Origin of the sequence: Actinoplanes sp. NPDC051475 (assembly GCF_040689425.1) — a bacterium.
In the GTDB taxonomy this organism is placed as follows: domain Bacteria; phylum Actinomycetota; class Actinomycetes; order Mycobacteriales; family Micromonosporaceae; genus Actinoplanes.
On the sequence record NZ_JBFAZZ010000004.1, the window covers coordinates 391343 to 415858 of the forward strand.

Below are 24516 nucleotides of genomic sequence, written 5' to 3' on the forward strand. Positions count from 1 at the left end.
GCCAGGTCACGGGCGACCGTGACACGACCGGGTGATCCATTCCTGGCGGTGGGGGCGTACCGTCGGCCCGACGCCTGCTCTGGAGAGACTTTTGAGCTACCCACCGCCCTCGGACCCCACGCGACCGCTCCCGCCGGAGGAGCCGCCCTCGGGTCAGCCCTGGTCGTCACCATCGGGCGACCCGCTGTCGGCTCAGCCGTACCAGCCGCCGGGCGCGCCGCAGTACCAGCCGGGCTACGCGTCGCTGCCTCAGCCCGAGCCGCAGGTGAGCGGGCCGCCGGAGGGCTACTACGCCACGTCGCAGTTCCAGGCACCAGGCCAGGCGCAGTACCAGCAACCGGGCTATCCCCCGCCGGGCGGCTACGGGCCGCCGCCGGGGTACGGACCGCCGCCCGGATACGGGGCGCCTCCCCCGCCGCCGCCCAAGCGCAGCAACACCCCGCTGGTGGCCGTGCTGATCGCGGTCACGCTGCTGCTCTGCGCCGGTGGGGTCACCTCGGCGGTGCTGCTGGTCAACCGGGCCACGGACAAGGCCGAGGAGACCATCAAGTCGCTGCCGACCGGGCCGCCCGTGGACGTACCGGACCTGCCGACGGAGATCCCGGACCTGCCGACCGATCTCCCCACCGACCTGCCGACCGGCATCCCGCAGCTGCCCGGCGAGGGCGACGAGATCACCGTCGAGTACGAAGTGACCGGCGACGGCCCGGTGGAGATCGTCTACATGGACGACCTGGGCAAGGACCCGAAGCGGATCCACAACGTCTCCCTGCCCTGGCACAAGAAGGTGACGCTGCACGGCTCGGCGCTCGTCTCGGTGGTCGCCGTCCGGGGCGACACCTCCGACGGCTCCCTGAGCTGCAGCGCGAAGGTCGACGGCGAAGAAGTGGCCCAGAAGACGAACACGGGCTCGTTCATCACCGCGTCCTGCACCAAAGTGATCTTCTGACGCCGGGCCGTAGGCTGACGGGCGTGACGACGTCGATCTCGGCGGACCCGCTCGTCGGCCGCATGCGCCCGTTCGGCACCACCATCTTCAGCGAGATGTCCGCGCTCGCCGCGCGGACCGGCTCGGTCAACCTGGGACAGGGCTTCCCGGACACGGACGGGCCCCCGGAGATGCTCGCCGCGGCCGCCGAGGCGTTGCGCTCGGGCGCCAACCAGTACCCGCCGTTGCACGGCATCCCGGCGCTGCGGCAGGCCGTGGTAGCGCACGACGAGCGGTTCTGGGGGCTCGCCCGGGACCCGGACACCGAGGTCGTGGTCACCGCCGGCGCCACCGAGGCGATCGCGGCTGCCATCCTCGCGCTCTGCGAGGCGGGCGACGAGGTGGTGTGCTTCGAGCCGTACTACGACTCGTACGCGGCGTCGATCGCGCTCGCCGGAGCCGTGCGGCGGCCCGTGACGCTTCGGCCGGGTGCCGACGGCCGGTACGGCTTCGACGAGGCCGAACTGCGCGCCGCCTTCGGGCCACGGACCCGCATGGTGCTGCTCAACTCACCGCACAACCCGACCGGCGCGGTCTTCACCACGGACGAGCTCGCGCTGGTCGCGCGGCTCTGCCAGGAACATGACGTGTACGCCGTGACGGACGAGGTCTACGAGCACCTTGTGTTCACCGACGCCGCCACGCCGCACGTACCCCTCGCCACCTTGCCGGGCATGCGCGAGCGCACGCTGCGGATCTCGTCGGCGGGCAAGACGTTCTCGTGCACGGGCTGGAAGGTCGGCTGGGCCACCGGCCCGGCCTCGCTGGTCTCGGCGGTGTCACGGGTCAAGCAGTTCCTGACCTTCGTGAACGCCGGGCCGCTCCAGCCCGCCGTGGCGGTGGCGCTGGGCCTGCCCGACGACTACTTCACCGCGTTCCGGGACGGGCTTCAGTCGCGGCGCGACCGGCTCGTCGCCGGGCTCACGGACGCGGGCTTCGGGGTGCTGCCGTCGGAGGGCACCTACTTCGTGACGGCGGACATCAGGCCGTTGGGCGGCACGGACGGGGTCGACTTCTGCCGTGAGCTCCCGGAGCGCTGCGGGGTGGTGGCGGTGCCCACCCAGGTCTTCTACGACCACCAGGAGCAGGGACGGCACCTGATCCGCTTCGCCTTCTGCAAGCGCGAGGACGTGATCGACGAGGCCGCCCGCCGCCTCCGAACCCTGGCCTGACAGAACGCCCAAACCGGCGGACCCTGGGCCGGGTGCGAACACCCCGGGCCCGCGCGAACAGTCCGGGCCGGCCTCCGTGGCGGGCCGGCCGCGGACTTCGTCGATCGATCAGGCGGGGCTGGCCGCGCGAACCTCGTCCGCCACCCGCTCCGCCACCGCCCGGGCCTGGTCCTGCGTCTCCGCCTCCACCATCACCCGCACCAGCGGCTCCGTACCCGACGGCCGCAGCAGCACCCGCCCGGTCTCGCCCAGCTCGTCCTCCGCCAGCGCCACCGCGGCCTGCACCGTCGGGGCCTGCGCGCCCGCCTCGCGGTCCCGCACCTGGACGTTGATCAGCACCTGCGGAAGCTTGTGCACCACCGCCGCGAGGTCCGCGAGGGATTTGCCGGTGGAGGCGATCGTCGCCATCAGGTGGAGGCCGGTCAGGACGCCGTCGCCGGTGGTCGCGTACGCCGGCATGACGATGTGGCCGCTCTGCTCGCCGCCGAGGGCGAAGTTGCCCGCGGTCAGCTCCTCCAGCACGTACCGGTCGCCGACCTTGGTCTCGATCAGGCGAATGCCGGCCTGCTTCATCGCGATGCGCAGGCCGAGGTTGCTCATCACCGTCGCGACCAGGGTGTCGTCGGTGAGCGTGCCCGCGTCGCGCATCGCCAGCGCCAGGATGGCCATGATCTGGTCGCCGTCGACCACCTCGCCGGCCGCCGTGACGGCCAGGCAGCGGTCCGCGTCGCCGTCGTGGGCCAGACCCAGGTCGGCGCCCTCGCGGACCACGGCCTCGCGGACCACGTCCAGGTGGGTGGAGCCGCAGCCGTCGTTGATGTTCAGCCCGTCCGGGTCGGCGTGGATGGCGATGACCTCGGCGCCGGCCTGCTCGTACGCGGCGGGGCCGACGTCGCTGGCCGCGCCGTTCGCGCAGTCCACCACGACCTTGATGCCGGCCAGGCTGTGCGGGGTCGAGGCGACCAGGTGCTTGACGTAGTGCTCGGCGCCGTCAAGGAGGTCGTGGACGCGGCCCACGCCGCCGCCGGTGGGGCGGCCGACGAGTCCGTGGCCGTCCTCAACAGCCTCCTCGATGCGGGCCTCGATCTCGTCCGGGAGCTTCTGGCCGCCCGGGGCGAAGAGCTTGATCCCGTTGTCGGGCATCGGGTTGTGCGAGGCGGACAGCATCACCCCGAGGTCGGCGTTGGCCTGTCCGACCAGGAAGGCGACCGCGGGCGTGGGCAGCACCCCGACCCGGACGACGTTCGCCCCGGCGCTGGTCAGGCCCGCCACCACGGCGGCCTCGAGCATCTCGCCGCTGGCTCGGGGGTCGCGGCCGACGATCGCGAGCGGCTGGTGGGTCCGGTCGCTCTCGATGAGCACCCGGGCGGCCGCGACGGCCACCGAGAGCGCCAGTTCCGGGGTGAGGAGATCACCGTTCGCGAGCCCGCGTACGCCGTCCGTACCGAAGAGTCGCCCCATGGCGGTCGTTCCTTTCGCGGTCCTGAGCCTCCAGTAAAGGCGGACCGGTATGTGGCGGGGAGGGAAACGCGAAACGGCCGGGCACGCCCCGTGGAAGGGGCGCACCCGGCCGTACCGGTCAGACGTGGTGCAAGGCGAGCGCTGCGCTCAGCGCTTCGAGTACTGCGGAGCCTTGCGGGCCTTCTTGAGGCCGTACTTCTTGCTCTCCTTGACCCGGGCGTCACGGGTGAGGAAGCCGGCCTTCTTGAGCGCCGGGCGGTCGTCGGGCTCGTTCGTGATGAGCGCGCGGGCGATGCCGAGGCGCAGCGCGCCGGCCTGGCCGGTGATGCCGCCGCCGCGGAGGTTCGCGATCACGTCGAACTGCTCGGCCTTCTCGGCGGTGGTCAGCGGCTCGCGGATGAGCTGCTGGTGCACCTTGCTCGGGAAGTAGTTCTCGAGCTCGCGGCCGTTGCAGGTGATCTTGCCAGAGCCGGGGATGAGGCGGACCCGGACGATGGCCTCCTTGCGGCGGCCGACGGTCTGGATCGGACGGTCACCCGGGCGCGGGGCGCGGACGGTGACCGGCGCGGCCTCGACGACCACCACGGTCTCCGCGGGCGCCTCCGCCGGGGTCTCAGCGGGTGCCTCGACGGTCTCGACGACCTCGGGCTCGACGATGTCGGACATGCTGTTTCCTTCGCCCGCGCTCACTGCGCGATCTGCTTGATTTCGAACGGCACCGGCTGCTGCGCGGCGTGCGGGTGCTCGGCGCCCGGGTACACCTTCAGCTTCTTGATGATCTGGCGGGCGAGCTTGTTGTGCGGGAGCATGCCCTTGACGGCCAGCTCGATCGCGTGCTCGGGGCGCTTGCTCAGCAGCTCCTCGTAGCCGACCTGCTTCAGACCACCCGGGTAGCCGGAGTGCCGGTAGGCGACCTTGGTCTGCCGCTTGTTGCCGGTCAGCGCCACCTTGCCCGCGTTGATGATCACCACGAAATCGCCGGTGTCGACGTGCGGGGCGAACGTCGGCTTGTGCTTTCCGCGCAGAAGGGTGGCGGCGTGGGTGGCCAGGCGGCCCAGAACGACGTCAGAAGCGTCGATAATGTGCCACTGACGCTCGATCTCACCCGGCTTCGGGCTGTACGTACGCACAGAATTACCTTGTCTCGTCGTCGGTCTGGGGTCGCGCGCCTCGTTCGTGATCAGCACAGTGCCTTAAGACAGTGCCTCAAGAACACAGTGCGTCGAACACGAACATCGAGCGTACCCGAATAGGGACGCTCGCAGCCGTCGCACAACAGCAGGCAACAATACCCGCCTACGCGGCGCGCGGTCAAAACGGGCCAGGTCGAAAGGAACGCCCTGTTCAAGCAAGCTCAGTGGCCCGTCAGCCGACGGACCGCACAACTTATCGGTCCCAGGATAGGCGGTGACCCCCGGCACGCCGACGGCGGGTTACGTGATTCCACCCACCGTGCACACCCCGGCGGCTCTTAGCAGGCTCGAAACACGGGGGACGCCGGGCCGAAATTACGCAGCGGCACGCTTCCGTCATGGCGAGTGGTGCGGTCACCCCGACGACGCGGTCCGGCGGCGTACCCGGGCGCACCACGCTCGAACTGCCGCCAGGGTTGAGGACGGACCTGGCGGTGCCGGCCGGAGCGGGTCACCGTTCCGGCAGGAAGCCGCGGTGTGCGCCGGCCGGAGGTACGGCGGAGAGCGCAGGCGTGACGCGGGAGCGGGTCAACGCCGAGGACGGTGGTCTCCGAGCGTGCCCTTCGGTGGACCGGCCGGCCACGCCGCGGCTTCTCGGAACCCCCGTGAGCGGCACGGAGCGGGGTCGGGCCGCCGGATGACGACCGACCGGACCGGGGGTACACGCCGAACCGTGATCCCGGCGTCGGCGCTGACCGGGCCCACGGCGTTGTTGTCCGGTTACACCGTCGGCGTCACCTCGGACCGCCGTCGCGACGAGCTGGCCGCCCTCCTGGAGCACAGGGGCGCCCGGGTGGTGCTCGCCCCGGCGCTGCGGATCGTCCCGATCGCCGACGACGCCGAGCTTCGGGTGGCCACCCGGGCCTGCCTGGCGACGCCGCCCGACATCGTCCTGGTGCACACCGGGATCGGCATGCGGGGCTGGCTGGAGGCCGCGGACGGGTGGGGCCTGGCCGAGCCGCTCTACGCCGTACTGTCCCGGGCGTACCTGGTGGCGCGCGGTCCCAAGGCCCGGGCCGCGATCCGCTCCGCCGGGCTCCGGGACCGTTGGTCGCCGGAGAGCGAGAGCTACGAGGAAGTCGTCGGGCACCTGGCGGGCCGGGGGCTCTCCGGCGTCACGGTGGCGATGCAGCTGAACGGTGACAGCCACCCGGAGTACACGGAAGCCCTGGAGGCCGCCGGCGCCCGGGTGATCGAGGTGCCGGTGTACCGCTGGGCGCCGCCGATCGATCCGGCCCCGCTGCACCGCCTGGTCGACCTGATCACCGGGCGGCTTGTGGACGCGGTCACCTTCACCGCCGCGCCCGCTGTCGGCGCGCTGCTGCGGGCGGCCGGCTCGGGCACCGAGCAGGTGCTGGAGGCGCTGCGCAGGGACGTCCTGGCGGCCTGCGTGGGGCCGGTCACGGCGGCGCCGCTGCGCAGGCACGAGGTCCCGGTGGTCGCGCCCGCCCGGGCCCGGCTGAGCGCGCTCGTCCGTACGATCGTGGACGAGCTGCCGAAGCGGGCGCTGAGCATCGAGGTGGCGGGGCACTCGCTGACCCTGCGCGGCCATGCCGCGATCGTGGACGGCGAGCTCAAGCCGCTGGCGCCGGCACCGATGGCGGTGCTGCGCGCGCTGGCGGCGACGCCGGGGCGGGTGCTGTCCCGGGCGGCCCTGCTGCGCACGCTGCCCCGGGGGGCCGACGAGCACGCGGTGGAGATGGCCGTCGCGCGACTGCGCGCCGGCCTGGGCACTCCCCGGGTGATCCAGACGGTGGTCAAACGGGGCTACCGGCTGCCCGCCTGACCACCTCGTCAGCCGACCGGGGTCGGGAAGCCTCGCTCCTGCTCGGCCACCAGCGTGCGCATCGCGTGCTCCACGACGCCCACCAGCACCCGTTTCACCGAGTCACGCTGCCGCGCGTCGCACATGATCAGCGGCACGTTCGGCGAGATGGCCAGGGCCTCGCGCACCTCGTCCGGCTCGTACCGGGGTGCGCCGTCGAAGCAGTTCAGCGCCACGAGGTACGGCAGATGACGGTTCTCGAAATAGTCGAGCGGCGCGAAGGCGTCGGAGATGCGACGCGTGTCGACCAGCACGGCCGCGCCCACGGCACCCCTGATCAGCTCGTCCCACATGAACCAGAAACGCGTCTGGCCCGGTGTGCCGAACAGGTACAGGATCAGGTCGTCGGCCATGGTGATGCGACCGAAGTCCATCGCGACCGTGGTCGTCTCCTTGCCGGGCACCTTGGAGGCGTCGTCGATGCCCTGCCCCGCCGAGGTCATGACGGCCTCGGTGGTCAGCGGCTCGATCTCGGAGACCGCGCCGACCATCGTCGTCTTGCCCACGCCGAAGCCACCAGCGATGACGATCTTCGCGGAGGTGATCTCCTTGGGTTGCGCCCCCGCCCGCTCAGAGCTTGCGAAGTCCACTCAACACCCTTTCCAGCAGATCCATCCGCTCCGTGAACCCTTTCTTGGGAGCGGCACTGTGCAGCGACAACATCCCGTCGGCGACCATGTCGGCGACGAGAACCCGGGCGACTCCCAGCGGGATGCGGTTGTAGGCCGCGATCTCCGCCAGCGACTGCGCCCTGGGCTCACACAGCACGGCTATGCGGTACTTGTCGTGCCCGGCGAACCGGGCTTCCTGAACGGCGGCCTGGCTGGCTACCAGCACCGCCTCGATGGGGATGTCCCGGCGCGGCTCCGTCCGGCCCCGGGTGACCGCGTACGGCCGGACAAGATTGCCGCGGGGGTCGTGCGGCGGTTGTCCCATCGAACGGTCACCTCCTTCCGGTTGTGGTCGGACGCGCTCGGGTCGTACTAGACCTGACCGGCGACGGTCTCGCGCGGCGCCGGCACCAGCGCGGCACCGACCCGTTCCACGAGCAGTGCCATCTCGTAGCCGACCTGGCCGACGTCGCAGCTGCGGGCGGCGAGGACGGCCATCGACGAACCGTCGCTGATGGACATCAGGAACAGATAGCCGCTGTCCATCTCGATGATCGTCTGCTGCACCTGGCCGGCGTTGAACATGCGCGACGCGCCGTCGGTCAGGCTGACCACGCCCGAGGTGATGGCCGCGAGCTGGTCGGCACGGTCGGCCGGCAGGTCCCGCGACGAGGCCAGCAGCAGGCCGTCGGCGGAGACCGCGACGACGTGCGCGATGCCGGCCACGCTGTCGGCGAAGTTGCTGAGCAGCCAGCCCATGTCCTGCATGGTGGGGGGCCTGGTCACTGTCAGTTCTCCTTCGGAGCAGGGGCGCCTTCGGCAGCTTCTTCGCTGCCGGCCGTACGCCCTCGTTGCACCCCTCGGTGGTACGCGGAGAGGAGACCGCGTACCTCGTCCGGGCTGCGCCGTGTCTGATTGCGGGGGATGGTCTGTACACCACCGGGCACCAGCTGGGCCTGGGGCACCCGTTTCGGCAACCCGGAGCGGGTCGTGTCGTTGACGGTGGGTTCGGCCGCCGCCATCGCCCGCTGCCATCCGTCGTCGGCCGCGGTACGCCAGGCGTCCTCGGCCGACCTGCGGGGCCGGGGCACGGACTGGTTGCCGTCCGGATCGGCCTCGGCCGGCAGCGACCCGTTCTGCCGCGCCGGAGCCGGGGGCGCAGGGACGGATGAAACCGGAGCCGGGAACGCCGGAGCGGGCGAAGGCGGAGCGGCCGCGGGCGTGCTGGGGGCGAGCGGGGCCGGCGGAGTCGCGACGGCGGCCGAGAGCACAGGCTGGCTCGGCGGCGGCGCGTAGCCCGCGGTCGGCATGCTCCACTCCTCGGGCGACTTCCCGTCGTGGCCCTTGAACCAGCTCTGCTGCATCTGCAGGAAGATCGGGGCGGCCTCCGGACGATCCTCCGGCCGGGTCCGCGTGGGCGGCGGCGGAGGGGGCGGCATCGCAGCGAGCGCGGCGCCCCAGCCGTTCGCGCCGGCATTCCCCGGTTGCTGGGACGCAAGCCCGTCGTCGGCCGGCTGCAGCGGGGAGGCCGGCTGCAGCGGGGAGGCCGGCTGCAGCGGGGAGGCCGGCTGCAGCGGGGAGGCCGGCTGCATGATCGGGTACGCCATCGTCGGCGAGCCGGGACTCCCCGAGTCGTACGCGGGTTCCGGACCCACGGGCTGGGTCACCCGGGTCGGCAGGGGCGGCCGCTCCTCGATCCCACGCTTGGGCAGTGCGGGCCGGTTCGGCGTCGGGAAGCCGTCCCCGGCGTCGGGGCGCTGCGAGGGCTGCAGCGGCAGCCGCGGATGGGCCGGCTCCTGCGGCTGCGGCGACGGCGGCGCGGAGACCGCGGGCAGGCCCGGGATCGACCGGGGGTAGCCGTCCTCCGGCCGCGGCTGCCACGGCTCCGGGGCGATCGCCGGCAGGGTCGCCGTCGCCGCGCTGCCACGTCCCAGCGGCATCGGGTCGTTCCAGGCCGGGTCGAGCTGGCGGTTGCCTCGCGACGGCGGGTCCAGCGGCCGGTTGTTCGGCAGCACGACGATGCTGTTCGGGAGGATCACCTGGGCGACGGTGCCGCCCTCCATGTTGGGGCGCAGCTCGACGCGGATGCCGTACCGGGCGGCGAGGCGGCTGACCACGGCCAGACCCATGAGCCGGAAGGCGGCCACGTCGACGTCGGGCGTCTCGGCGAGGCGGCGGTTCAGGCTGTCCATCTGTTCCTCGGACATCCCGAGCCCGCGGTCCTCGACCTGGATCACGACGTAGTCGCGGATCCGCCGCCCGTCGGCGACCACCACCGTGTTGGGCGGCGAGAACCGGGTGGCGTTGTCGAGCAGCTCGGCGACCAGCCGGACCACGTCGTTGACGGCTACGGCGGCGATGGAGACGTCCGTGTCGACCGTGCCGAACTCGATGCGGTTGTAGAGCTCGACCTCGGACTGCGCGGCGCGCAGCGCGTCGACCACCAGCGCGTCCTCGCGGCGCGGGGCGCTGGAGTCGGCACCGGCGAGCACCAGCAGGTTCTCGTCGTTGCGGCGCATCCGGGTCGCGAGGTGGTCCAGCTCGAAGAGCTGGGCGAGCCGCTTCGGGTCCTCCTCGCCGCGCTCGATCTGGTCGAGCTCGCCGATCATGCGGTCGACCAGGCTCTGCGAGCGGCGGGCGAGGTTGAGGAACATCGCCGAGACGCTGGTACGCAGGGCGGCCTGCTCGGCAGCGACGCGGACCGCCTCCCGGTGGACCACGTTGAAGGCCTGGGCCACCTGGCCGACCTCGTCGCGGTTGCTGAGCCGGATCGGGTCGCGCACCTGGCGGACGATGTCGTCGGCGCCGCCCTCGCCGAGGTTGCGGACGTCGCGCAGCCGGGCGACCGCTTCGGGCAGGTCGCGGTTGGCCACCGCGAGGGCGCCCTCGCGCAGCCGGCGCAGCGACGAGTTGAGCGAGCGGGCGAGCACGACGGCCAGGGCGACGGCGAGGATCAGCGTGAGCAGCACCAGCGCGGCCTCGATGGCCGCCTGCCGGGTCACCGAGGCGCTCTCGTCGGCGGCCTGGCGCAGCGCCTGCGCCTCGAGCCGCTGCTCGGCCCAGCGCATGAGGTCCACGACGGACCCCATCGACTGCGTGATCTCGGCCGGGGGCAGGGCGTCGCCGCGGGTGAGCCGGGCCGCGGTCTGGTCGGCCAGGTTGACCGCGTCGCCGGTGACCGTACGGTCGACCAGCGCCCGCTGATCGGGGGTGGCGACCAGGGCGAAGCTCTCCAGGGCCTCCTGCTGGCCGGTCTGCGTGGCGGTGAACACGGAAAGCTGCTCGTCGCTGACGTCACCGGCCACGCGGGCCGCGTACGCGACCGCTTCCTGCTCGCCCGTTCCCGCCTTGGCGCGGGCGAACGCCGAGACGGCGCGGAGGCTGTCGGCGACCGTGCCCTCGCCTGCGTACTGGCTGAGGACCTCGCCGTAGCCGACCAGGTCGGTGATGACCACGCCGTAGCGCAGCACGGCCTCCGAGACGGCGATCTGGTCGCGATCCGTGATCTTCTTCCGGGTCGCATCCATGGTGCGGAGGTGGTCGTCGATCCGGGTGAGCCGGTCCTGTACGGCCGTCGGCGGCTCGTCCAGCGCACGGCGGTCGGTGGTGTACTTCTGCATCCGCCGGTCACTCTCGGCGATGACAGCGTTGTAACCGTCCGGCTTCGCACCCGGCGTCGCGAGGTACTCGGCCGCGGCCATGCGCTCCTTGTGCAACCACTGGGTCACTTCGGAGACGTCGGCCGAGAGGCGGGTCAGATCCTCCACCTGGCCCGCGTCGAGGGCGCGGCCACCGACGTCGACGAGGCGTACGGTCGCCAGCGCCAGGACGGCCAGCAGCGGTACGAAAAGGATCAGGGCCAGCTTGGAGCGGATCCGGGCGTCGCGCAGCCGCGGCAACCGTCCGCGCCGCTCCCGGGTCCCGGCGCCGCCGTCCCGCACGCCGTCATCGCTGCCGGCGGCGGAGCGCGCGGGATAGGTCGAAGCCTGGGCCGAAGATCCGGTGCTCACGACATCTCCTCGCTGATCATCCCCGCATCTCTTCGACCGCCTGATCGCTGACGCCCGGGCCCGGCCGATACCGGCGGCAGGCCTCGGTCCACACGCGGCACGGCCGCGATTTCATCAGAGTCGGCAACCGTTTGGGAAGGGCGGAACCTCCCGGAAACACTGTTCACGCGGGCACGACGATCACGCTGGAGGGTCGACAGTAAACAGTGCGTAGGCGTTGACGTGCACGAATGTAACCGTAGCAACGCTTTGTGGCGACGCAGTGACGCTCGTCCATCAAGATTCCAACCACTATGTGGGAAACACGTCCCGCTGGCCCTGCCTGACGCGGCTTGACCAGCAACCCTCACGTTGGCAAGGTTTGGCGCGTTTGGACGGACGGGCTGTCCGTGTTCGTGCGCTCTACTCCGGACAACGTTGCGTTCTGCGGGACACGGTACGTCCCGTCTCCGCCCTCGAGGAGGCACCCCAGTGAGGCTCACCCGTCGCCTGACGGCGTCCGTCGCCGCATCGACGCTCGTCATGACCGCGCTCGCGGGCTGCGAGTCGGACCACGGATCCGGCGACAAGACCGACATCGTCATCGGCGCCGATCTCGCCTCCGGCTCGGCGATCGACGCCGCGTACGCCCGCGCGCTGCAGCTCCGCGTCGAACAGGTGAACGCATCCGGCGCGCTCGGCGACAAGAATCTCGTCCTGCGCATCCAGGACAACCGGTCCGACACCACGTCGTCGCTGCGCAACATCAGCACGCTCGCCGACGACCCTCAGGTCGCCGCCATCGTCACCGGCGGCTGCAACGAATGCGTGGTCGGCGCAGCCAAGACGATCAACGACAAGCGGGTACCGACGATCGCGCTGGCGGCGGCCGAGGAGGTCAGCACACCGGTCGAGAGTCGCCGCTACCTGTTCAAGCTCGGTCCGAACTCGAGCGACAGCGCGGCCGCCCTCGTGTCCGAGCTGGTCCGCACCCAGACCAAGTCGGTGGCGCTGCTCTACTCCGACGACCTGTACGGCAAGGGCGGCCGCGCCCGCATGGCGAAGCAGCTGACCGCTGCCGGCATCGACGTCACCAACCAGCTGCCGGTCAAGCCGACCGCGACCGACGTCACCCAGACCGTCGGCACCCTGACCGACAGCGCGCCGGACGCCCTGGTCGTGTGGACCGGGCCGGACCAGGCGACGCTCGCGGCCACCAGCGCCAAGGTCGCCCAGTACAAGGGCCGGATCTACTTCGACGCCGCCGCGGCGGGCGACCTGTTCCTTCCCCAGGAGGCCGCTGCGGCCACGAACAACACGACCATGGTCTTCACCCAGATCCTCGCGATCGACGACGTGATCGCGACGACGCCGGCCAAGGCCGCCCGGAAGCAGTGGTTCCGTGACTACACCTCGCGCTACGGCACCTACTCGGGTGTCGCCTCGTTCGGTGCCGACGCGGTGAGCTTGATCGCGGACGCGGTGACGCAGGCGGGCGGCGACCGGCGGCGGATCCGGGACATTCTCGAGACCTCGCAGACCGACGGCCTGTCGGGTCCGATCCGCCTGACGCCGGACAACCACTCCGGGCTCATGCCGCAGGCGCTGACCCTGCTGGTGGCCCGCAGCGGCCGATGGCGGCTGCTGGGCTGATCCACCCCGTGGAGAAAGGGGCGCCGGCCGGCGCCCCTTTTCAGCGTGCCGACGTCGTCGCGCGCACCCACGGCAGGGCCAGCCGCTCGACCAGCACGAGCAGGTAATACAGGACGATGCTGACCAGCGCGAGCAGCGCGATGGCCGCGAACGCCGTCGGAGTGTCACCCTGACCGCTGGTCTGCACGATGATCATGCCCAGGCCGGTGCTGCCGTACTGCATCTCGCCGACGACCACGCCGATCACCGCGAGCGGCATCGCGACCTTGAGGCCGACGAAGATCTGCGGCAGCGCGGCGGGCAGCCGTACCCGCCGGAACGTCTGCGCCCGCGACGCGTCCATGGACCGCACCAGCTCCGCCAGGTCCGCCGGGGTGCTGGTCAGCCCGGTCGCGGTGGAGAGCACGATCGGGAAGAAGCAGACCATGAAGGCCATGGCGAGGATCGGGGTACGGCCGTACCCGAACCAGATCAGCATCAGTGGCGCGAGCGCCACCTTGGGCACCGCGTTGAACGCGACCAGCAGCGGCGAGAACATCCGCTCGAACGGCCGCCAGGCGGCGATCGCCACCCCGATGAGCACGCCGACGGCCAGCGACAGGGCGAAGCCCAGGATCGTAGACACCGTCGTGTGCCAGGTTTCGGTGAGCAGCAGGTCGCGGTAGCGCTGGAAGCCGTCGACGACCTCCGGCGGCGCGGGCAGCACCACCGTGTTGATCGTGAAGACGGCGGTCGCCAGCCACCAGATCGCGATCGCCACGGCCAGGCCGGCGACCGGCCAGATCATGGCGGACAGCGTACGGCGGGGCGCCGGCCCGGAAGCGGACGGCGCAGCGGGGGCAGGAGCGGTCGCCAGGTCGGTCATTTCTCATCCCCTCCGCCGGTCGCGGGGCACCGGGCGGGCGCCCCGCGACACGGACCGGATCAGGCGTTCGGTGTCAGGTCGAAGGTGATGACCTGCTCGGGCGTGAGCCCCGCGGGGATCTGCCCGGAGCCCTGCAGGATCGCGATGCTGCGCGCGACCCGCTGGCTGTCCAGGGCGCCCACCGACACACCGGAGGCCTCCGACCGCACGAACGGGGCCATCAGCGTCAGCTCGGCGGCGGCGGACTTGGGCTCGGCGGTGGGCACGTACTTCTTGAGGATCGTGCCGGCCTCGTCCGGGTTGGTGATCGAGTCCTGCAGGCCCTTGAGCAGCGCCTGGGTGAACTTCTTGACCTTGTCCGGGTGCTCCTTGGCGTACTGGCTGGACGTGATCAGCACGTTGCCGTACAGATCCTGGAGGTAGTCGCTGTACGGCAGCAGGACCGCGGGCTTCTTGGCGATGGCCTCGATGGTGGGCTTGCCGACCACGAACTGCCCGATGCCGTCGGCCTTGTGCTGTGCCAGGGTGCCGAAAAGCGTCTGCGGCGTACCGTTGACGAACTTGACCTTGGTGGCGTCCACGTTGGCCAGCTTCGCGTACGTGGGGAACAGGTTGCGCACGACGGACCCGGGGGTGTCCGCGAGCGTCTTGCCCTCGAGGTCCTTGGGCGAGTTGATCCCGTAGCCGTCGAGCGACATGATCGCCGCCATCGTGCGCTGCTGGATCGCCGCCACCGCGGTGAAGCCGGTGACCTTGGGCGCGCCCCCCGCACCACCCGCGGCGAGCAGGCCGCCGGTGAGGTCGATCGGGGTGAACTGCGCCTGGCCGCCGACGATGGACTTGACGTTCTCACCGCTGCCGGCGCCCGGCTTGATGTCGACGTCGAAGCCGGCCTCGCGGAAGTAGCCCTTCTCCTTGGCCACGTACGCGTACCCGTCGCGGCCGAAGTTGCCGAACGACGTCAGGTAGGTGACCTTGTCCAGCGTCTGCGTGCCGCCGGCCGCGCCCTTGTCGTCCGCGTCGTCGCTGCAACCGGCTGCTGCGGCGGCGAGGGTCGTGGCCAGCGCGGCGGCCACGAGCGTGCGGGTGAATGTCCTTCTGTGCACCGTGTTCCTTCCCAACCGAGGGGGGTGTCGGCGGACGGCGGAGGGAGCCGTGACGCCGTGTGGTGGTGTGATGAACTCGCCGACTCAGCGTATGGGAAGTCCTAACGATCATCGATGACAGGTGGGTCTCGAAGCCCCTTGTGGACAACCGCTCCGGGGTGGCCCGGCAGGGCGCTACAGTGTCAGCGCATTCATCACACTCCATCGGAAGTGCAGGCAGATGATCCGTCTCACCGGGGTCTCCCGGACGTTCACCGGGCGTTCCGGCACGGTGGACGCCTTGAGCGAGATCCATCTCGACGTGGCCGAGGGAGAGTTCGTCGCGGTGGTCGGCCGCTCGGGCTGCGGCAAGTCCACGTTGCTGCGCCTCGTCGCGGGCCTGCTGCCGGCTACCTCGGGAGAGGTACGGGTGTCAGGCGACCGGGTGATGAAGCCCCGCCGCGACATCGCGATGATGTTCCAGAAGCCGGCCCTGCTTCCGTGGCGCTCGGTCCTCGACAACGTGCTGCTGCCGGTGCAGATCTTCGGCTGGAGGAAGGCCGCCCACCGTCAGCGGGCGCACGAGTTGCTGACCATGACCGGCCTCGCGGGATTCGAGAAGCGATTCCCGCACGAGCTCTCCGGCGGCATGCAGCAGCGCGTCGCGCTCTGCCGCTCGCTGATCGGGAACCCGCGGGTGATGCTCATGGACGAGCCGTTCTCCGCGCTCGACGCCCTCACCCGCGAGGAGCTCTCGGGCGAGTTGCAGCGCGTCCACATGGATCTCAACACGACCATCGTCTTCGTCACCCACTCGATCGACGAGGCGGTCCTGCTGGCCGACCGCGTCGTGGTGCTCAGCCCCCGGCCGGGCCGGATCCGGGAGATCCTCGACATCAAGATCCCGCGGCCCCGCACCCTGGGCCGCGGCGCCCACCTCGAGGAAGTGGCCCGGTGCAGCGCCGAGCTGCACGAACTGCTGATGGCTTAGGACAATCGATGCGCGTCTGCCTGTTCGTCGAGCCGCACCGCGGCGCCACCTACGAGGACCAGCTCAGGCTTGCCCGGCACGCCGAGGTGGCGGGCTTCGAGGGCTTCTTCCGGGCCGACCATTACCAGTCGATGGGCGCGGATCCGGGGCTGCCCGGCCCGACCGACGCCTGGCTCACGCTCGCGGCGCTGGCCCGTGAGACCTCCCGGATCCGGATCGGCACGCTGGTCAGCTCGGCGACGTTCCGGCTGCCCGGTCCACTTGCGATCATGGTGTCTCAGGTGGACGCGATGAGCGGCGGGCGGGTCGAGCTCGGCATGGGCACGGGCTGGCTCGAACGGGAGCACACCTCGTACGGCATACCCTTCCCGCCGCTCGCCGAGCGCTTCGACCTGCTGGCCGAGCAACTCGCGATCATCACCGGGCTGTGGGCGACGCCGGACGGCGAGACCTATTCGTTCGACGGCAAGCACTACCGGCTGCTCGACGCGCCCGCCCTGCCCAAGCCGGTGCAGCGGCCCGGGCCGCCGGTGATCGTCGGAGGCCGGGGGCCGCGGCGCACGCCGGAGCTCGCCGCCCGCTTCGCGGACGAGTTCAACATGCCGTTCAAGACGGTGGCGGAGACGGCGGCGGCTTTCAAGCGGGTGCTCGGGGCCTGCGACACGTACGGACGTCCGGCGGACCGGCCCCTGACCCTGTCGGCGGGTGTGGTGGTGGCGCTTGGGCGTACGGACCAGGAGGCGCACCGCCGCGCCGCTCCCTTGCACGTGCCGAGCGCCCTGCCGCCGGAGGACCCGGTGGTCGGCTCGCCGGACGCGCTGGTCCAGCGGCTGGGCGAGCTGGCGGAGATCGGTGCCACCCGGGTGCACCTGCGGGTGATCGACATGTCGGATCTCGACCACGTCGAGCTGATCGCCGACCGGGTCCTGCCGCATGTGGGAGCGCTGTGATCGAGCAGGTGCCGGGTGCCGTCGGCCAGGAAGTCATGCTCGAGAACGACAGGGTGCGGATCTGGCACATCTCCCTGCGGCCGGGCGAGACGCAGCCGCTGCACCACCACGGGCTCCCGTATGTGGTGGTCGCCGTTCAGGGCGCCAAGAACGTCATCCACACGGCGGCCGGCGAGCGGATCGAGGTCGAGGAGGAGACCGGCGGCATCGTGTTCCGCGAGCCGGGCCAGACTCACATGCTGACCAACAACGGTGACACTGTGTATATCGGCCGGATCATCGAGCTGAAGGTCGCCTAAGCGCGATTTTGGGCAGCCTTAAGAAGCGGCTTCCTGACTGGCGGGCGGCCCGGACCATTCCGTAACGTGCCCGCCATGGCATTTCGGACCTGGGCGAAGCTGTTGTCCGCCACCCTCGGCGTGGGTGTCCTCGCGGGCGCGAGCCAGCTCGGGCTGGCCTACGGGCTGGGCATCGTGCGCCTCACCCGGGTCCTCGACGTGACCACGCGTGATCAGTGGACCGCGCAGCTCGCCTGGATCGCCTGGTTCCCCATGATCGCCGCGGTGGTGGGCGCCCTGGCCGGCAGCGTCTTTCTGCGCCGGTGGACCCCGGCGTTCCGCGGCGGCGTCGGCACGGAACTGGCCCTGGCGTTCGCGGCGGCGATCGGAGCGGCCGTGGTCGTACCGCTGACCATGCAGCCCGCCCGGACCGCGCAGGTCGCCGGGGTGAACCCCGTCCTCGTCATCGCGATCTGCGCGGGGCTGGGTGCGTTGGTGGGCGTGTTCGCCGCCTGGGCCGCCCTCGCCCAGGCGGTGGCCCGGTGGAGCCTGGTGGCCATGGGCAGCGTGATCTGGGTCGTGGCCCTCGTCTCGGTGTCGCCGTCCCTGGCGCCCGGCGACCCGCTTCCCGCCGTACGGCTGGGAGTCTTCGACGCGGGCTTCCTGTCGCCCGCGGTGACGCAGCGGACGGCCCTGGCCACGATGCCCGCGCTGGCGCTGCTGGCCGGGGCGGCCCTCGGCTGGGCGGCCCGGCGCCGCGACCTGCCGACGTTGACCATCGCGCTGGCCGGCCTGCCGGGTCCGGCACTGCTGACCATCTCCTACCTGATCGCGGGCCCCGGCGCGGGCGCGGACCGCTACCAGGTGGTGCCCTACTGGGCCGCGATGACGGCCACGGGCGCGGGCGTCCTCGGCTCGGTGCTGGCCGCGGTCCTGCGCCGCGCGCCCGGCCCGGACGACGACGAGGACGCCCCCACCGAGAACCGGCCGCCGCTGCCGAAGCGCTCCGAGCAACCGGACTCGGCCATCGCCGCCGCGGCGGCCACCCCCGATCCCCCGCTCCGCCCGTCGGACACGGCGGTCTTCGACTCACCCGGCGGCCGGCGCTCGAGTGCGGCCGACGCGTTCACCGGGCGCACCGGGGAGTTCCCCACCCGCCGTCCCGACGCTGAGCCGGAGTCGGCCCCGGCCTCCACTCCCCCGGCCCCTGGGGGGCCGTTCGATGCTTTCGGCCGCAAGACCGGGCCGGAGCCGAAGCCGTACGTCCCGGAGCCCGCGACCCGCCCGCTGCCGCCGGAGGTCCTCCAGGCACCGACCGCGGAACAGCCGCGGTCCGTGGCCGGACGGCTCGGCCGGAGCCTGCGCCCGGTCGCCCGCGGCCGCGCGAAGGGCCCGCTGACCCCGGAGCCGACGGCGATCAGCGCGCCGCTGCCGCAACCGGAGCCGGTGACGCCGCCGCGGCCTCTCACTCCCGCACCGCGCCCGGCCGACGTGCCCCCGCAGGCCGCGGCTCCGAAGGAGTCGTCGGGCGGAGGCGGGCGCGGCCGCAACAAGTTCGGGCTCCGCCGGCGCAAGGACGAGGACTACGTCGACTGGGTCAGCGAACTCGGGAAGTAGCACCGCTCTGCGGCGGGAAGGCCCCGTCGAGGTGGGCGAACGTTTCTGCCACGAAGGCGCGGTGGGCGGCCGCGAACGACCCGGGAGCTTCCCCGGCGATCTGGCGGCGGACCGCGGTGGCCACGCAAACCCGGGCGGCCGCGGTGACCAAGGCCCCGAGCAGCCGGGCGTCCGGTGATTCCGGATCGGTGCCGTCTGCTTCGGCCAGCAGGCGGGTCAGCAGCGCCTCGGTCTCCTCGCCCTGCTCGTGCAGGCGCGCCCGCAACGCCGGCGAGGCCGTCGCCACCGCCCAGTACTGGGCGACGCCTTCGCTCAGTCCGGAGAACGCGTTGCGGGTGTCGATGAAGTGCAGCAGCAGCGCGCCGACCGCACCGACCGGCGAGACGCCCGGCGCGCGCTCGCGGACGGCCCCGGTCAGCGCCTCGACCAGGTCGGGGACGCGGTCGAAGAACAGGTCCTCCTTGCGGGGGAAGTAGTTGAACACGGTCATCTTGGAGACGCCGGCCGCCGCGGCGACCTCGGCCACGCTGACCGCGTCGAAGCCGCGTTCGAGGAACATCGCGGTGGCCAGCGTCGAGAGCCGGGACCGCAGGTCACGTTTCTTCTGTTCGCGCAGGCCGGCCATGGCTCATATCTTATACCGGACCAAAATATTGACCCGGTAAAAGTTTTGCCGCATGCTCGGAGGCATGACTTACGACGTGGTGGTGGCCGGCGCGGGCCCGGTGGGACTGATGACGGCGGGCGAGCTGGCCCTGCGTGGGGCGAGCGTGATCGTGGTCGAGCGGCGGACGGAGCCGGATGCGACGATCCGCGCCGGCGGGGTGAACGCGGCGACGGTGGCGGCGTTCGACCGTCGCGGCCTGCTGCCCGCGCTGCGGGTCGAGCACGATGCCGCGCTGGCCAAGATGGCCGAGTTCAGAACGGCGCAGGGCGGCGCCGAGCCCCCGCCACCGAAGGCGGCCGGGCACTTCGGCGGCATCTTCATCCCGAGCGACCTGATCGACCCGCACGACCCCTGGCTCGCCGGGGTCGGAGCGCCCGCCACCATCGTCTCGCAGCAGCAGATCGAGCAGATCCTGGCCGGGTGGGTGGCCGCGCTCGGCGTCGAGGTGCGGCGGGGGGTGGCCGTCACCGCGATCGAGCAAACCCCTTCTTGTGTACGCGTGACCGCCGGCCCTGACGTGATCGAGGCGAGCTGGCTGGTCGGCGCGGACGGCGGGCGGAGCAGCGTACGGAAGCTTGCCCTTTTCGACTTTCCCGGCACCGATCCGATGATCACCGGGCACCAGGCGGTCGTGGCGATGACCGGGCACGAGCAGCTGCGGCCGGGCTGGAACGCCACCGGCACCGGCCTGTACGTGCACGGGCCGCAGCCAGGACGGATCATGACCGTGGAGTTCGACGGCCCGCCGGCCGACCGGGACGCGCCGATCACCGCGGCCGAACTGCAGGCGTCGCTGCGGCACACCAGCGGCGTCCCGGTGACGATCACCGAGGTGGTGAACGCGACCCGGTTCACCGACAACGCGCGCCAGGCGACGACCTATCGCGCCGGGCGGGTGCTGCTGGCCGGCGACGCCGCCCACGTGCACTCGCCGTTCGGCGGACAGGGGCTGAACCTCGGCATCGGGGACGCGGTGAACCTCGGCTGGAAGCTGGCCGCCGTACTGCGCGGGTGGGCGCCGGAAGGGCTGCTCGACACGTACACGGCCGAGCGGCACCCGGTCGGTGCGGCGGTGCTGGACTGGTCGCGGTCCCAGGTGCACATGATGCGGCCGGAGCCGTACGCACGGGCGCTGCGGCAGGTGATCGACGACCTGATCCACACGCCGGACGGCGCGGGATACATGGCCGGCCGGATCTCCGGGCTGCGGCTGCGCTACGACCTGGGCAGCGACGATCCGCTGGTGGGCCGGTTCGCGGCGGACCTGACGCTGGACGACGGCACCCGGCTGGCCGACCACCAGTCCGACGGCCGCGGGGTGCTGATCGATCCATCCGCTTCCGGCGACGAGGACGATCGGCTGGTGGTGCTGCGGACGGGCGTGCCAAGCCTCAAGGGGCTGCTGGTACGGCCGGACGGTGTCGTCGCCTGGGCCGGGGACCCGGAGACCCGCGATGCCGCGCTGCGGCGGTGGTTCGGACGCTAGGGCAGCCGGCGGCAGTACAGGGCGTCGGGGGTCCGCGCCGCGCCGAACCGGCCGGTGTAGGCGACGCCGGCCGCGTACTCGCCGTCGGCGCACTGACCTTTGTAGAAGCCGGTGGCGAAGTCCCCGCCGGGCTCGCCGGCCGGCCGATTGTCGCCGCGGTCGAACCACACCGTCCGCCCGGCGCCCGCCAGTGCGCTGTCCGACGCCGCACACAACGCGCTCGACACCGCCGCGCCGCGGACGGCGTACCCGATGAGGAACGACCCCGAGGGGCACTGGAGCTTGGTGTAGCCCGTGGCCCACTCGCCGGAGACGTACCGCTCGTCGGTGACGACGTGGTGATCGCCCGCGGACGCCCACAGGTCGGCGGCCGTCGTGTCGGTGCAGAGGCCGCGGTTACCGGTGTGGCTGAGGCCGATGAGCCGCTGCCCGTCGGGACATGCGGCCTTGCGCGCGCCGGGATCCCAGTCCGGCCGGTCCCGCATGCGCGACGATGCGATGAAGTCACCGTGGTCCGGGCTCAGCATCGACCAGTGCGGCACCGGTTCGACGTACCCGCTGCGGGTGGTGGAGGTGACGAGCCTGGTCCAGGCCTGGGCCCGCCAGTCGGCACCGTCGTACGGGCCGGTTCGGCGGCCGGCCCGGTCCCAGTAGAGCAGCGCCCACCCGTTGGTGCCGCGGTTCTCCGCCCAGCCCACCGCCGGCCAGTACGCGAAGTCGGCGTCGGCGGCGATCAGGTAGTCGGTGAAGGCGTCGAACCAGTCCCGCTGTTTCGTCCCGGCCGCGGCGTTGCCGTCCACGCCGAACTCACTGATCCACACCGGTGCCGTGAAATGCCGGCCGGCCTCCGAGGTCACGAAGAACGCATCGCGCTGGAGGACGGCGTACAGCTCGTCGCGGCTCAGGTCGCGGTAGCGCGGGTCGCTGGTCTCGCCGATCCCGGTCGCGCCGCTGTGGTTCGGGCCCGTGTAGTCGTAGAAGTGGGCGGAGTAGACGAGCTTGCCGGATGTCACCAGCGTGTGGGAGAGCGCGCGTACGGGCCGCAGCGTCGGACGCTCGTGCGGGAGGCCGTCCACGGGGATGCCGGTCCAGTTGATGCCCTCGACGATGATCAGCAGGTGGGGGTTGGCCTCGCGCAGGATCCGGTCGCCGAGCCGCTGGGAGGCGGCGAACCAGTCGTGGTCGTCGCCCAGTCCCCAGTTGGGGTCGTCCCAGACCGAGCGGCGCACCTCGTTGTAGAGGTCCGCCCCCACCACCCGGGGGTTGTCCCGGTAGCGGCGGACCATCGACAGCCAATTCTCCTCCCACGCCTGAGTGCTCTGCGAGGCGTTCCACCGCTCGTTGCCGTCGACGCCGCAGCACCAGCGGGTGGTGTTGGTGTGGTTGTTGAGGATCACCGCGAGACCGGCGCCGGTGAGGGCAGCGACCACCCGGTCGTATACCTGGAGGGGCGTCATACCGCGGAGACCGGGATTGGCCGCCACCGCGGCGTCGGTGACCGGCTGCGGATCGGTCAGCATCTCGTCGGAGAACGGCAGCCGCACGCTGTTGAGGCCGATCGAACGGAAGCCGTCGACGATCTCGTCCAGCGGCGCCCGGTCGAGCCCGAGCGGCATCCGCCCCGAGTTCTCGCCGGCGTGATGGTTGGCGTCGTCGGCGGGATCGCCCGAGCCGTTCCACGTGCCGCTGGCCCCGTGCCAGTTGCCGGAGCGCAGCTTGAACCGCATGCCGTCGGCGTCGACGATGTAGCGGCCGCGAGTGCTCAGCGGCGCCCTCCAACCGGCCTCGGCCGTGCCGCCGGTAGCGGACCCGGCAATGCCAGACGCGGGCACGACGGGCAGGGCCAGAACGGCGACCAGCGCGGCAGCGAACAGCAAGGCGATCTCCAACCCCTCGGCTTCAGCCTCCATTCAAGACGAGAACAACCGCCAACGCATAGCCGAACGCCGATGAAAGAACCGGCCTGAGGGGCGAACCGGGCCACCGAGGAGCCCTGGTTCACCCCCGACCCCTGTGTGAACGTCTACGAGCCTTGCGTGGCCGAGGTGACCGGGAGGTACACGCGACTCCCCGCGTTCACGAACTCGTCGCTCTTGTCCTGCATGCCCTTGGCGGCGTACTCCTTCAGCTCCTGGGTGATCTTCATCGAGCAGAACTTCGGCCCGCACATCGAGCAGAAGTGCGCGGTCTTCGCGGGCGCCGCGGGCAGCGTCGCGTCGTGGTACGCCCGCGCGGTGTCCGGGTCCAGCGACAGGTTGAACTGGTCCTCCCAGCGGAACTCGAAGCGCGCCTTCGACAGCGCGTCGTCCCATGCCTGCGCCCCGGGGTGCCCCTTGGCCAGGTCGGCGGCGTGCGCGGCGATCTTGTACGCGATCACCCCCGCCTTCACGTCGTCACGGTCGGGCAGCCCGAGGTGCTCCTTCGGCGTGACGTAACAGAGCATCGCCGTGCCGAACATGCCGATCATCGCGGCGCCGATGGCCGAGGTGATGTGGTCGTACGCGGGCGCGATGTCCGTGGTCAGCGGCCCGAGCGTGTAGAACGGCGCCCCGGCGCAGAGCTCCTGCTGCAGGTCGACGTTCTCCTTGATCTTGTGCATGGGCACGTGGCCCGGCCCCTCGATCATCACCTGCACGCCGTGCTCCCACGCGACGTGCGTCAGCTCGCCCAGCGTCCGCAGCTCGGCGAACTGGGCCTCGTCGTTGGCATCGGCGATGGAACCGGGGCGCAGCCCGTCGCCCAGCGAGAAGGTGACGTCGTAGCGGGCGAGGATATCGCACAGCTCGGCGAAGTTCTCGTAGAGGAAGTTCTCGCGGTGGTGCGCCAGGCACCACGCGGCCATGATCGAGCCGCCCCGCGACACGATCCCGGTGACCCGGTTCACGGCCAGTGGCACGTACGGCAGGAGCACTCCCGCGTGGACGGTCATGTAGTCGACGCCCTGCTCGGCCTGCTCGATGACCGTCTCGCGGAAGATCTCCCAGGAGAGCTTGACCGGGTCCCCGTCGACCTTCTCGAGCGCCTGGTAGATCGGCACGGTCCCGATCGGCACCGCGGAGTTGCGGATGATCGCCTCGCGCGTCTCGTGGATCCGCTTGCCGGTCGACAGGTCCATCACCGTGTCGGCGCCCCACCGGGTGGACCAGGTGAGCTTGTCGACCTCCTCGGCGATCGAGGACGTGACGGCGGACGTACCGATGTTGGCGTTGATCTTCACCAGGAACCGGGAACCGATGATCATCGGCTCGGTCTCGGGGTGGTTGACGTTGGCGGGCAGCACGGCTCGACCTGCCGCGATCTCCTCACGGACGACGGAAGGGTCGACGTTCTCGCGGATCGCGACGAACTCCATCTCGTCGGTCACGATGCCCGCGCGGGCGTACGCGAGCTGCGTCGGGCGCTCGCCGGCCAGCGGCGTCCCCCCGCCCGCGACCGGTGCGACGTCGCCGCGGGCCGCGATCCACGGACCGCGCAGCGGCGGCAGGCCGATTTCGGGGTCGCTGCCGGGACCGGACGTGTCGTAGAGCCGCACCGGCGGGTTGTCGCCGGTCAGCTCGATCTCCGCGAACGGCACCCGCAGGTCCGGACGGGATCCTTCGATGTACACCTTGCGCCTCATGTTTCCTCCCCAAATCGTGATGAACCGGGCGCTCCAAGGCCGCGAGGGACCGCGCCGGTGGCTTTC

The 24516-nt window shown here is 71.6% G+C and carries 21 protein-coding genes; 9 read left to right on the forward strand and 12 right to left on the reverse strand.

Translation table 11 applies throughout. The annotated features are described in order from the left end of the window. Window positions 1-91: 91 nt before the first annotated feature. A complete protein-coding gene (locus AB0368_RS11305; RefSeq protein WP_366153688.1) occupies window positions 92-949 on the forward strand; it encodes an MmpS family transport accessory protein in 858 nt (285 codons plus the stop codon). Window positions 950-984: 35 nt separating this feature from the next. After that, on the forward strand, window positions 985-2160 hold the full coding sequence (locus AB0368_RS11310; protein WP_366153792.1) for a pyridoxal phosphate-dependent aminotransferase: 1176 nt from the start codon (window positions 985-987) through the stop codon (window positions 2158-2160). A 108-nt stretch (window positions 2161-2268) separates the two neighbouring features. Here AB0368_RS11310 and glmM read toward each other — a convergent pair whose 3' ends face one another. The 3 genes from glmM to rplM all read right to left on the reverse strand — a co-directional run bounded on the left by glmM (window position 2269) and on the right by rplM (window position 4751). Next, entirely contained in the window at window positions 2269-3621 is a 1353-nt protein-coding gene (gene glmM / locus AB0368_RS11315) for a phosphoglucosamine mutase (RefSeq protein WP_366153689.1), read from the reverse strand. Window positions 3622-3768: 147 nt separating this feature from the next. Next, window positions 3769-4287 (reverse strand): 30S ribosomal protein S9, encoded by a 519-nt coding sequence (gene rpsI, locus AB0368_RS11320; RefSeq protein ID WP_366153690.1) that lies wholly within the window; start codon window positions 4285-4287, stop codon window positions 3769-3771. 20 nt (window positions 4288-4307) lie between these two features. Continuing rightward, the gene (gene rplM / locus AB0368_RS11325; RefSeq protein WP_366153691.1) at window positions 4308-4751 is read right to left on the reverse strand and encodes a 50S ribosomal protein L13; all 444 of its coding nucleotides are present in this window, start codon (window positions 4749-4751) and stop codon (window positions 4308-4310) included. Between the two features lie 736 nt (window positions 4752-5487). Between rplM and AB0368_RS11330 the strand changes: the two genes are divergently transcribed. Beyond that, entirely contained in the window at window positions 5488-6600 is a 1113-nt protein-coding gene (locus tag AB0368_RS11330; protein WP_366153692.1) for a uroporphyrinogen-III synthase, read from the forward strand. Between the two features lie 8 nt (window positions 6601-6608). Here AB0368_RS11330 and AB0368_RS11335 read toward each other — a convergent pair whose 3' ends face one another. From AB0368_RS11335 to AB0368_RS11350, 4 genes are read right to left on the reverse strand one after another with little or no spacing between them, the layout of a single operon-like run. Further along, complete coding sequence (locus AB0368_RS11335) at window positions 6609-7229, reverse strand: ATP/GTP-binding protein (RefSeq protein WP_366153693.1); 621 nt, start codon at window positions 7227-7229, stop codon at window positions 6609-6611. Further along, entirely contained in the window at window positions 7210-7575 is a 366-nt protein-coding gene (locus AB0368_RS11340) for a DUF742 domain-containing protein (RefSeq protein ID WP_366153694.1), read from the reverse strand. Before AB0368_RS11340 ends, AB0368_RS11335 begins: the two co-directional genes overlap by 20 nt. Window positions 7576-7622: 47 nt before the next feature. Next, a complete protein-coding gene (locus tag AB0368_RS11345) occupies window positions 7623-8036 on the reverse strand; it encodes a roadblock/LC7 domain-containing protein (RefSeq protein WP_366153695.1) in 414 nt (137 codons plus the stop codon). 2 nt (window positions 8037-8038) lie between these two features. Further along, window positions 8039-11191 (reverse strand): nitrate- and nitrite sensing domain-containing protein, encoded by a 3153-nt coding sequence (locus AB0368_RS11350; protein WP_366153793.1) that lies wholly within the window; start codon window positions 11189-11191, stop codon window positions 8039-8041. A 591-nt stretch (window positions 11192-11782) separates the two neighbouring features. Here AB0368_RS11350 and AB0368_RS11355 point away from each other — a divergent pair. Next, complete coding sequence (locus AB0368_RS11355) at window positions 11783-12892, forward strand: ABC transporter substrate-binding protein (protein ID WP_366153794.1); 1110 nt, start codon at window positions 11783-11785, stop codon at window positions 12890-12892. Window positions 12893-12932: 40 nt separating this feature from the next. On the opposite strand, the gene AB0368_RS11360 is transcribed toward AB0368_RS11355, so the two are convergent. Both AB0368_RS11360 and AB0368_RS11365 read right to left on the reverse strand, forming a co-directional pair. Continuing rightward, entirely contained in the window at window positions 12933-13679 is a 747-nt protein-coding gene (locus AB0368_RS11360; protein WP_366153795.1) for an ABC transporter permease, read from the reverse strand. Between the two features lie 137 nt (window positions 13680-13816). After that, entirely contained in the window at window positions 13817-14863 is a 1047-nt protein-coding gene (locus tag AB0368_RS11365) for an ABC transporter substrate-binding protein (RefSeq protein WP_366153696.1), read from the reverse strand. A gap of 220 nt (window positions 14864-15083) precedes the next feature. On the opposite strand from AB0368_RS11365, the gene AB0368_RS11370 reads away from it, so the two are divergent. The 4 genes from AB0368_RS11370 (at window position 15084) to AB0368_RS11385 (ending at window position 18678) form a co-directional block, all read left to right on the forward strand. Next, window positions 15084-15833: an ABC transporter ATP-binding protein gene (locus tag AB0368_RS11370; RefSeq protein WP_366153697.1), complete on the forward strand. Its 750-nt coding sequence runs from the start codon at window positions 15084-15086 to the stop codon at window positions 15831-15833. 8 nt (window positions 15834-15841) lie between these two features. Then, window positions 15842-16783, forward strand: a complete 942-nt coding sequence (locus AB0368_RS11375; RefSeq protein ID WP_366153698.1) for an LLM class F420-dependent oxidoreductase — start codon at window positions 15842-15844, stop codon at window positions 16781-16783. A 35-nt stretch (window positions 16784-16818) separates the two neighbouring features. Next, window positions 16819-17082, forward strand: coding sequence for a cupin (locus tag AB0368_RS11380; protein WP_366153797.1), 264 nt, complete (start codon window positions 16819-16821; stop codon window positions 17080-17082). Between the two features lie 75 nt (window positions 17083-17157). Continuing rightward, complete coding sequence (locus AB0368_RS11385; RefSeq protein ID WP_366153699.1) at window positions 17158-18678, forward strand: hypothetical protein; 1521 nt, start codon at window positions 17158-17160, stop codon at window positions 18676-18678. Here the strand turns inward: AB0368_RS11385 and AB0368_RS11390 are convergent. Next, window positions 18659-19303 carry a TetR/AcrR family transcriptional regulator gene (locus AB0368_RS11390; protein WP_366153700.1) on the reverse strand — a complete coding sequence of 215 codons (645 nt, stop codon included), beginning with the start codon at window positions 19301-19303 and terminating at the stop codon, window positions 18659-18661. The two genes, AB0368_RS11385 and AB0368_RS11390, sit on opposite strands and share 20 nt — an antisense overlap. A gap of 64 nt (window positions 19304-19367) precedes the next feature. On the opposite strand from AB0368_RS11390, the gene AB0368_RS11395 reads away from it, so the two are divergent. Continuing rightward, window positions 19368-20831 (forward strand): FAD-dependent oxidoreductase, encoded by a 1464-nt coding sequence (locus tag AB0368_RS11395; RefSeq protein WP_366153701.1) that lies wholly within the window; start codon window positions 19368-19370, stop codon window positions 20829-20831. Here AB0368_RS11395 and AB0368_RS11400 read toward each other — a convergent pair. Both AB0368_RS11400 and thiC read right to left on the reverse strand, forming a co-directional pair. Next, on the reverse strand, window positions 20828-22741 hold the full coding sequence (locus AB0368_RS11400) for a cellulase family glycosylhydrolase (RefSeq protein WP_366153702.1): 1914 nt from the start codon (window positions 22739-22741) through the stop codon (window positions 20828-20830). The genes AB0368_RS11395 and AB0368_RS11400 overlap by 4 nt on opposite strands. A gap of 113 nt (window positions 22742-22854) precedes the next feature. Then, window positions 22855-24450, reverse strand: coding sequence for a phosphomethylpyrimidine synthase ThiC (gene thiC / locus AB0368_RS11405; protein ID WP_366153703.1), 1596 nt, complete (start codon window positions 24448-24450; stop codon window positions 22855-22857). Window positions 24451-24516: the final 66 nt, after the last annotated feature.

What these genes read in the sequence shown, in the direction of transcription:
- glmM (WP_366153689.1), bottom strand. Translation starts at nt 3,621, where the DNA reads ATGGGGCGACTCTTCGGTACGGACGGCGTACGCGGGCTCGCGAACGGT.
- rpsI (WP_366153690.1), bottom strand. Translation starts at nt 4,287, where the DNA reads ATGTCCGACATCGTCGAGCCCGAGGTCGTCGAGACCGTCGAGGCACCC.
- AB0368_RS11340 (WP_366153694.1), bottom strand. Translation starts at nt 7,575, where the DNA reads ATGGGACAACCGCCGCACGACCCCCGCGGCAATCTTGTCCGGCCGTAC.
- AB0368_RS11355 (WP_366153794.1), top strand. Translation starts at nt 11,783, where the DNA reads ATGACCGCGCTCGCGGGCTGCGAGTCGGACCACGGATCCGGCGACAAG.
- AB0368_RS11360 (WP_366153795.1), bottom strand. Translation starts at nt 13,679, where the DNA reads ATGATCTGGCCGGTCGCCGGCCTGGCCGTGGCGATCGCGATCTGGTGG.
- AB0368_RS11370 (WP_366153697.1), top strand. Translation starts at nt 15,084, where the DNA reads ATGATCCGTCTCACCGGGGTCTCCCGGACGTTCACCGGGCGTTCCGGC.
- AB0368_RS11375 (WP_366153698.1), top strand. Translation starts at nt 15,842, where the DNA reads ATGCGCGTCTGCCTGTTCGTCGAGCCGCACCGCGGCGCCACCTACGAG.
- AB0368_RS11380 (WP_366153797.1), top strand. Translation starts at nt 16,819, where the DNA reads ATGCTCGAGAACGACAGGGTGCGGATCTGGCACATCTCCCTGCGGCCG.
- AB0368_RS11385 (WP_366153699.1), top strand. Translation starts at nt 17,158, where the DNA reads ATGGCATTTCGGACCTGGGCGAAGCTGTTGTCCGCCACCCTCGGCGTG.
- AB0368_RS11390 (WP_366153700.1), bottom strand. Translation starts at nt 19,303, where the DNA reads ATGGCCGGCCTGCGCGAACAGAAGAAACGTGACCTGCGGTCCCGGCTC.
- AB0368_RS11395 (WP_366153701.1), top strand. Translation starts at nt 19,368, where the DNA reads ATGACTTACGACGTGGTGGTGGCCGGCGCGGGCCCGGTGGGACTGATG.
- AB0368_RS11400 (WP_366153702.1), bottom strand. Translation starts at nt 22,741, where the DNA reads ATGGAGGCTGAAGCCGAGGGGTTGGAGATCGCCTTGCTGTTCGCTGCC.
- thiC (WP_366153703.1), bottom strand. Translation starts at nt 24,450, where the DNA reads ATGAGGCGCAAGGTGTACATCGAAGGATCCCGTCCGGACCTGCGGGTG.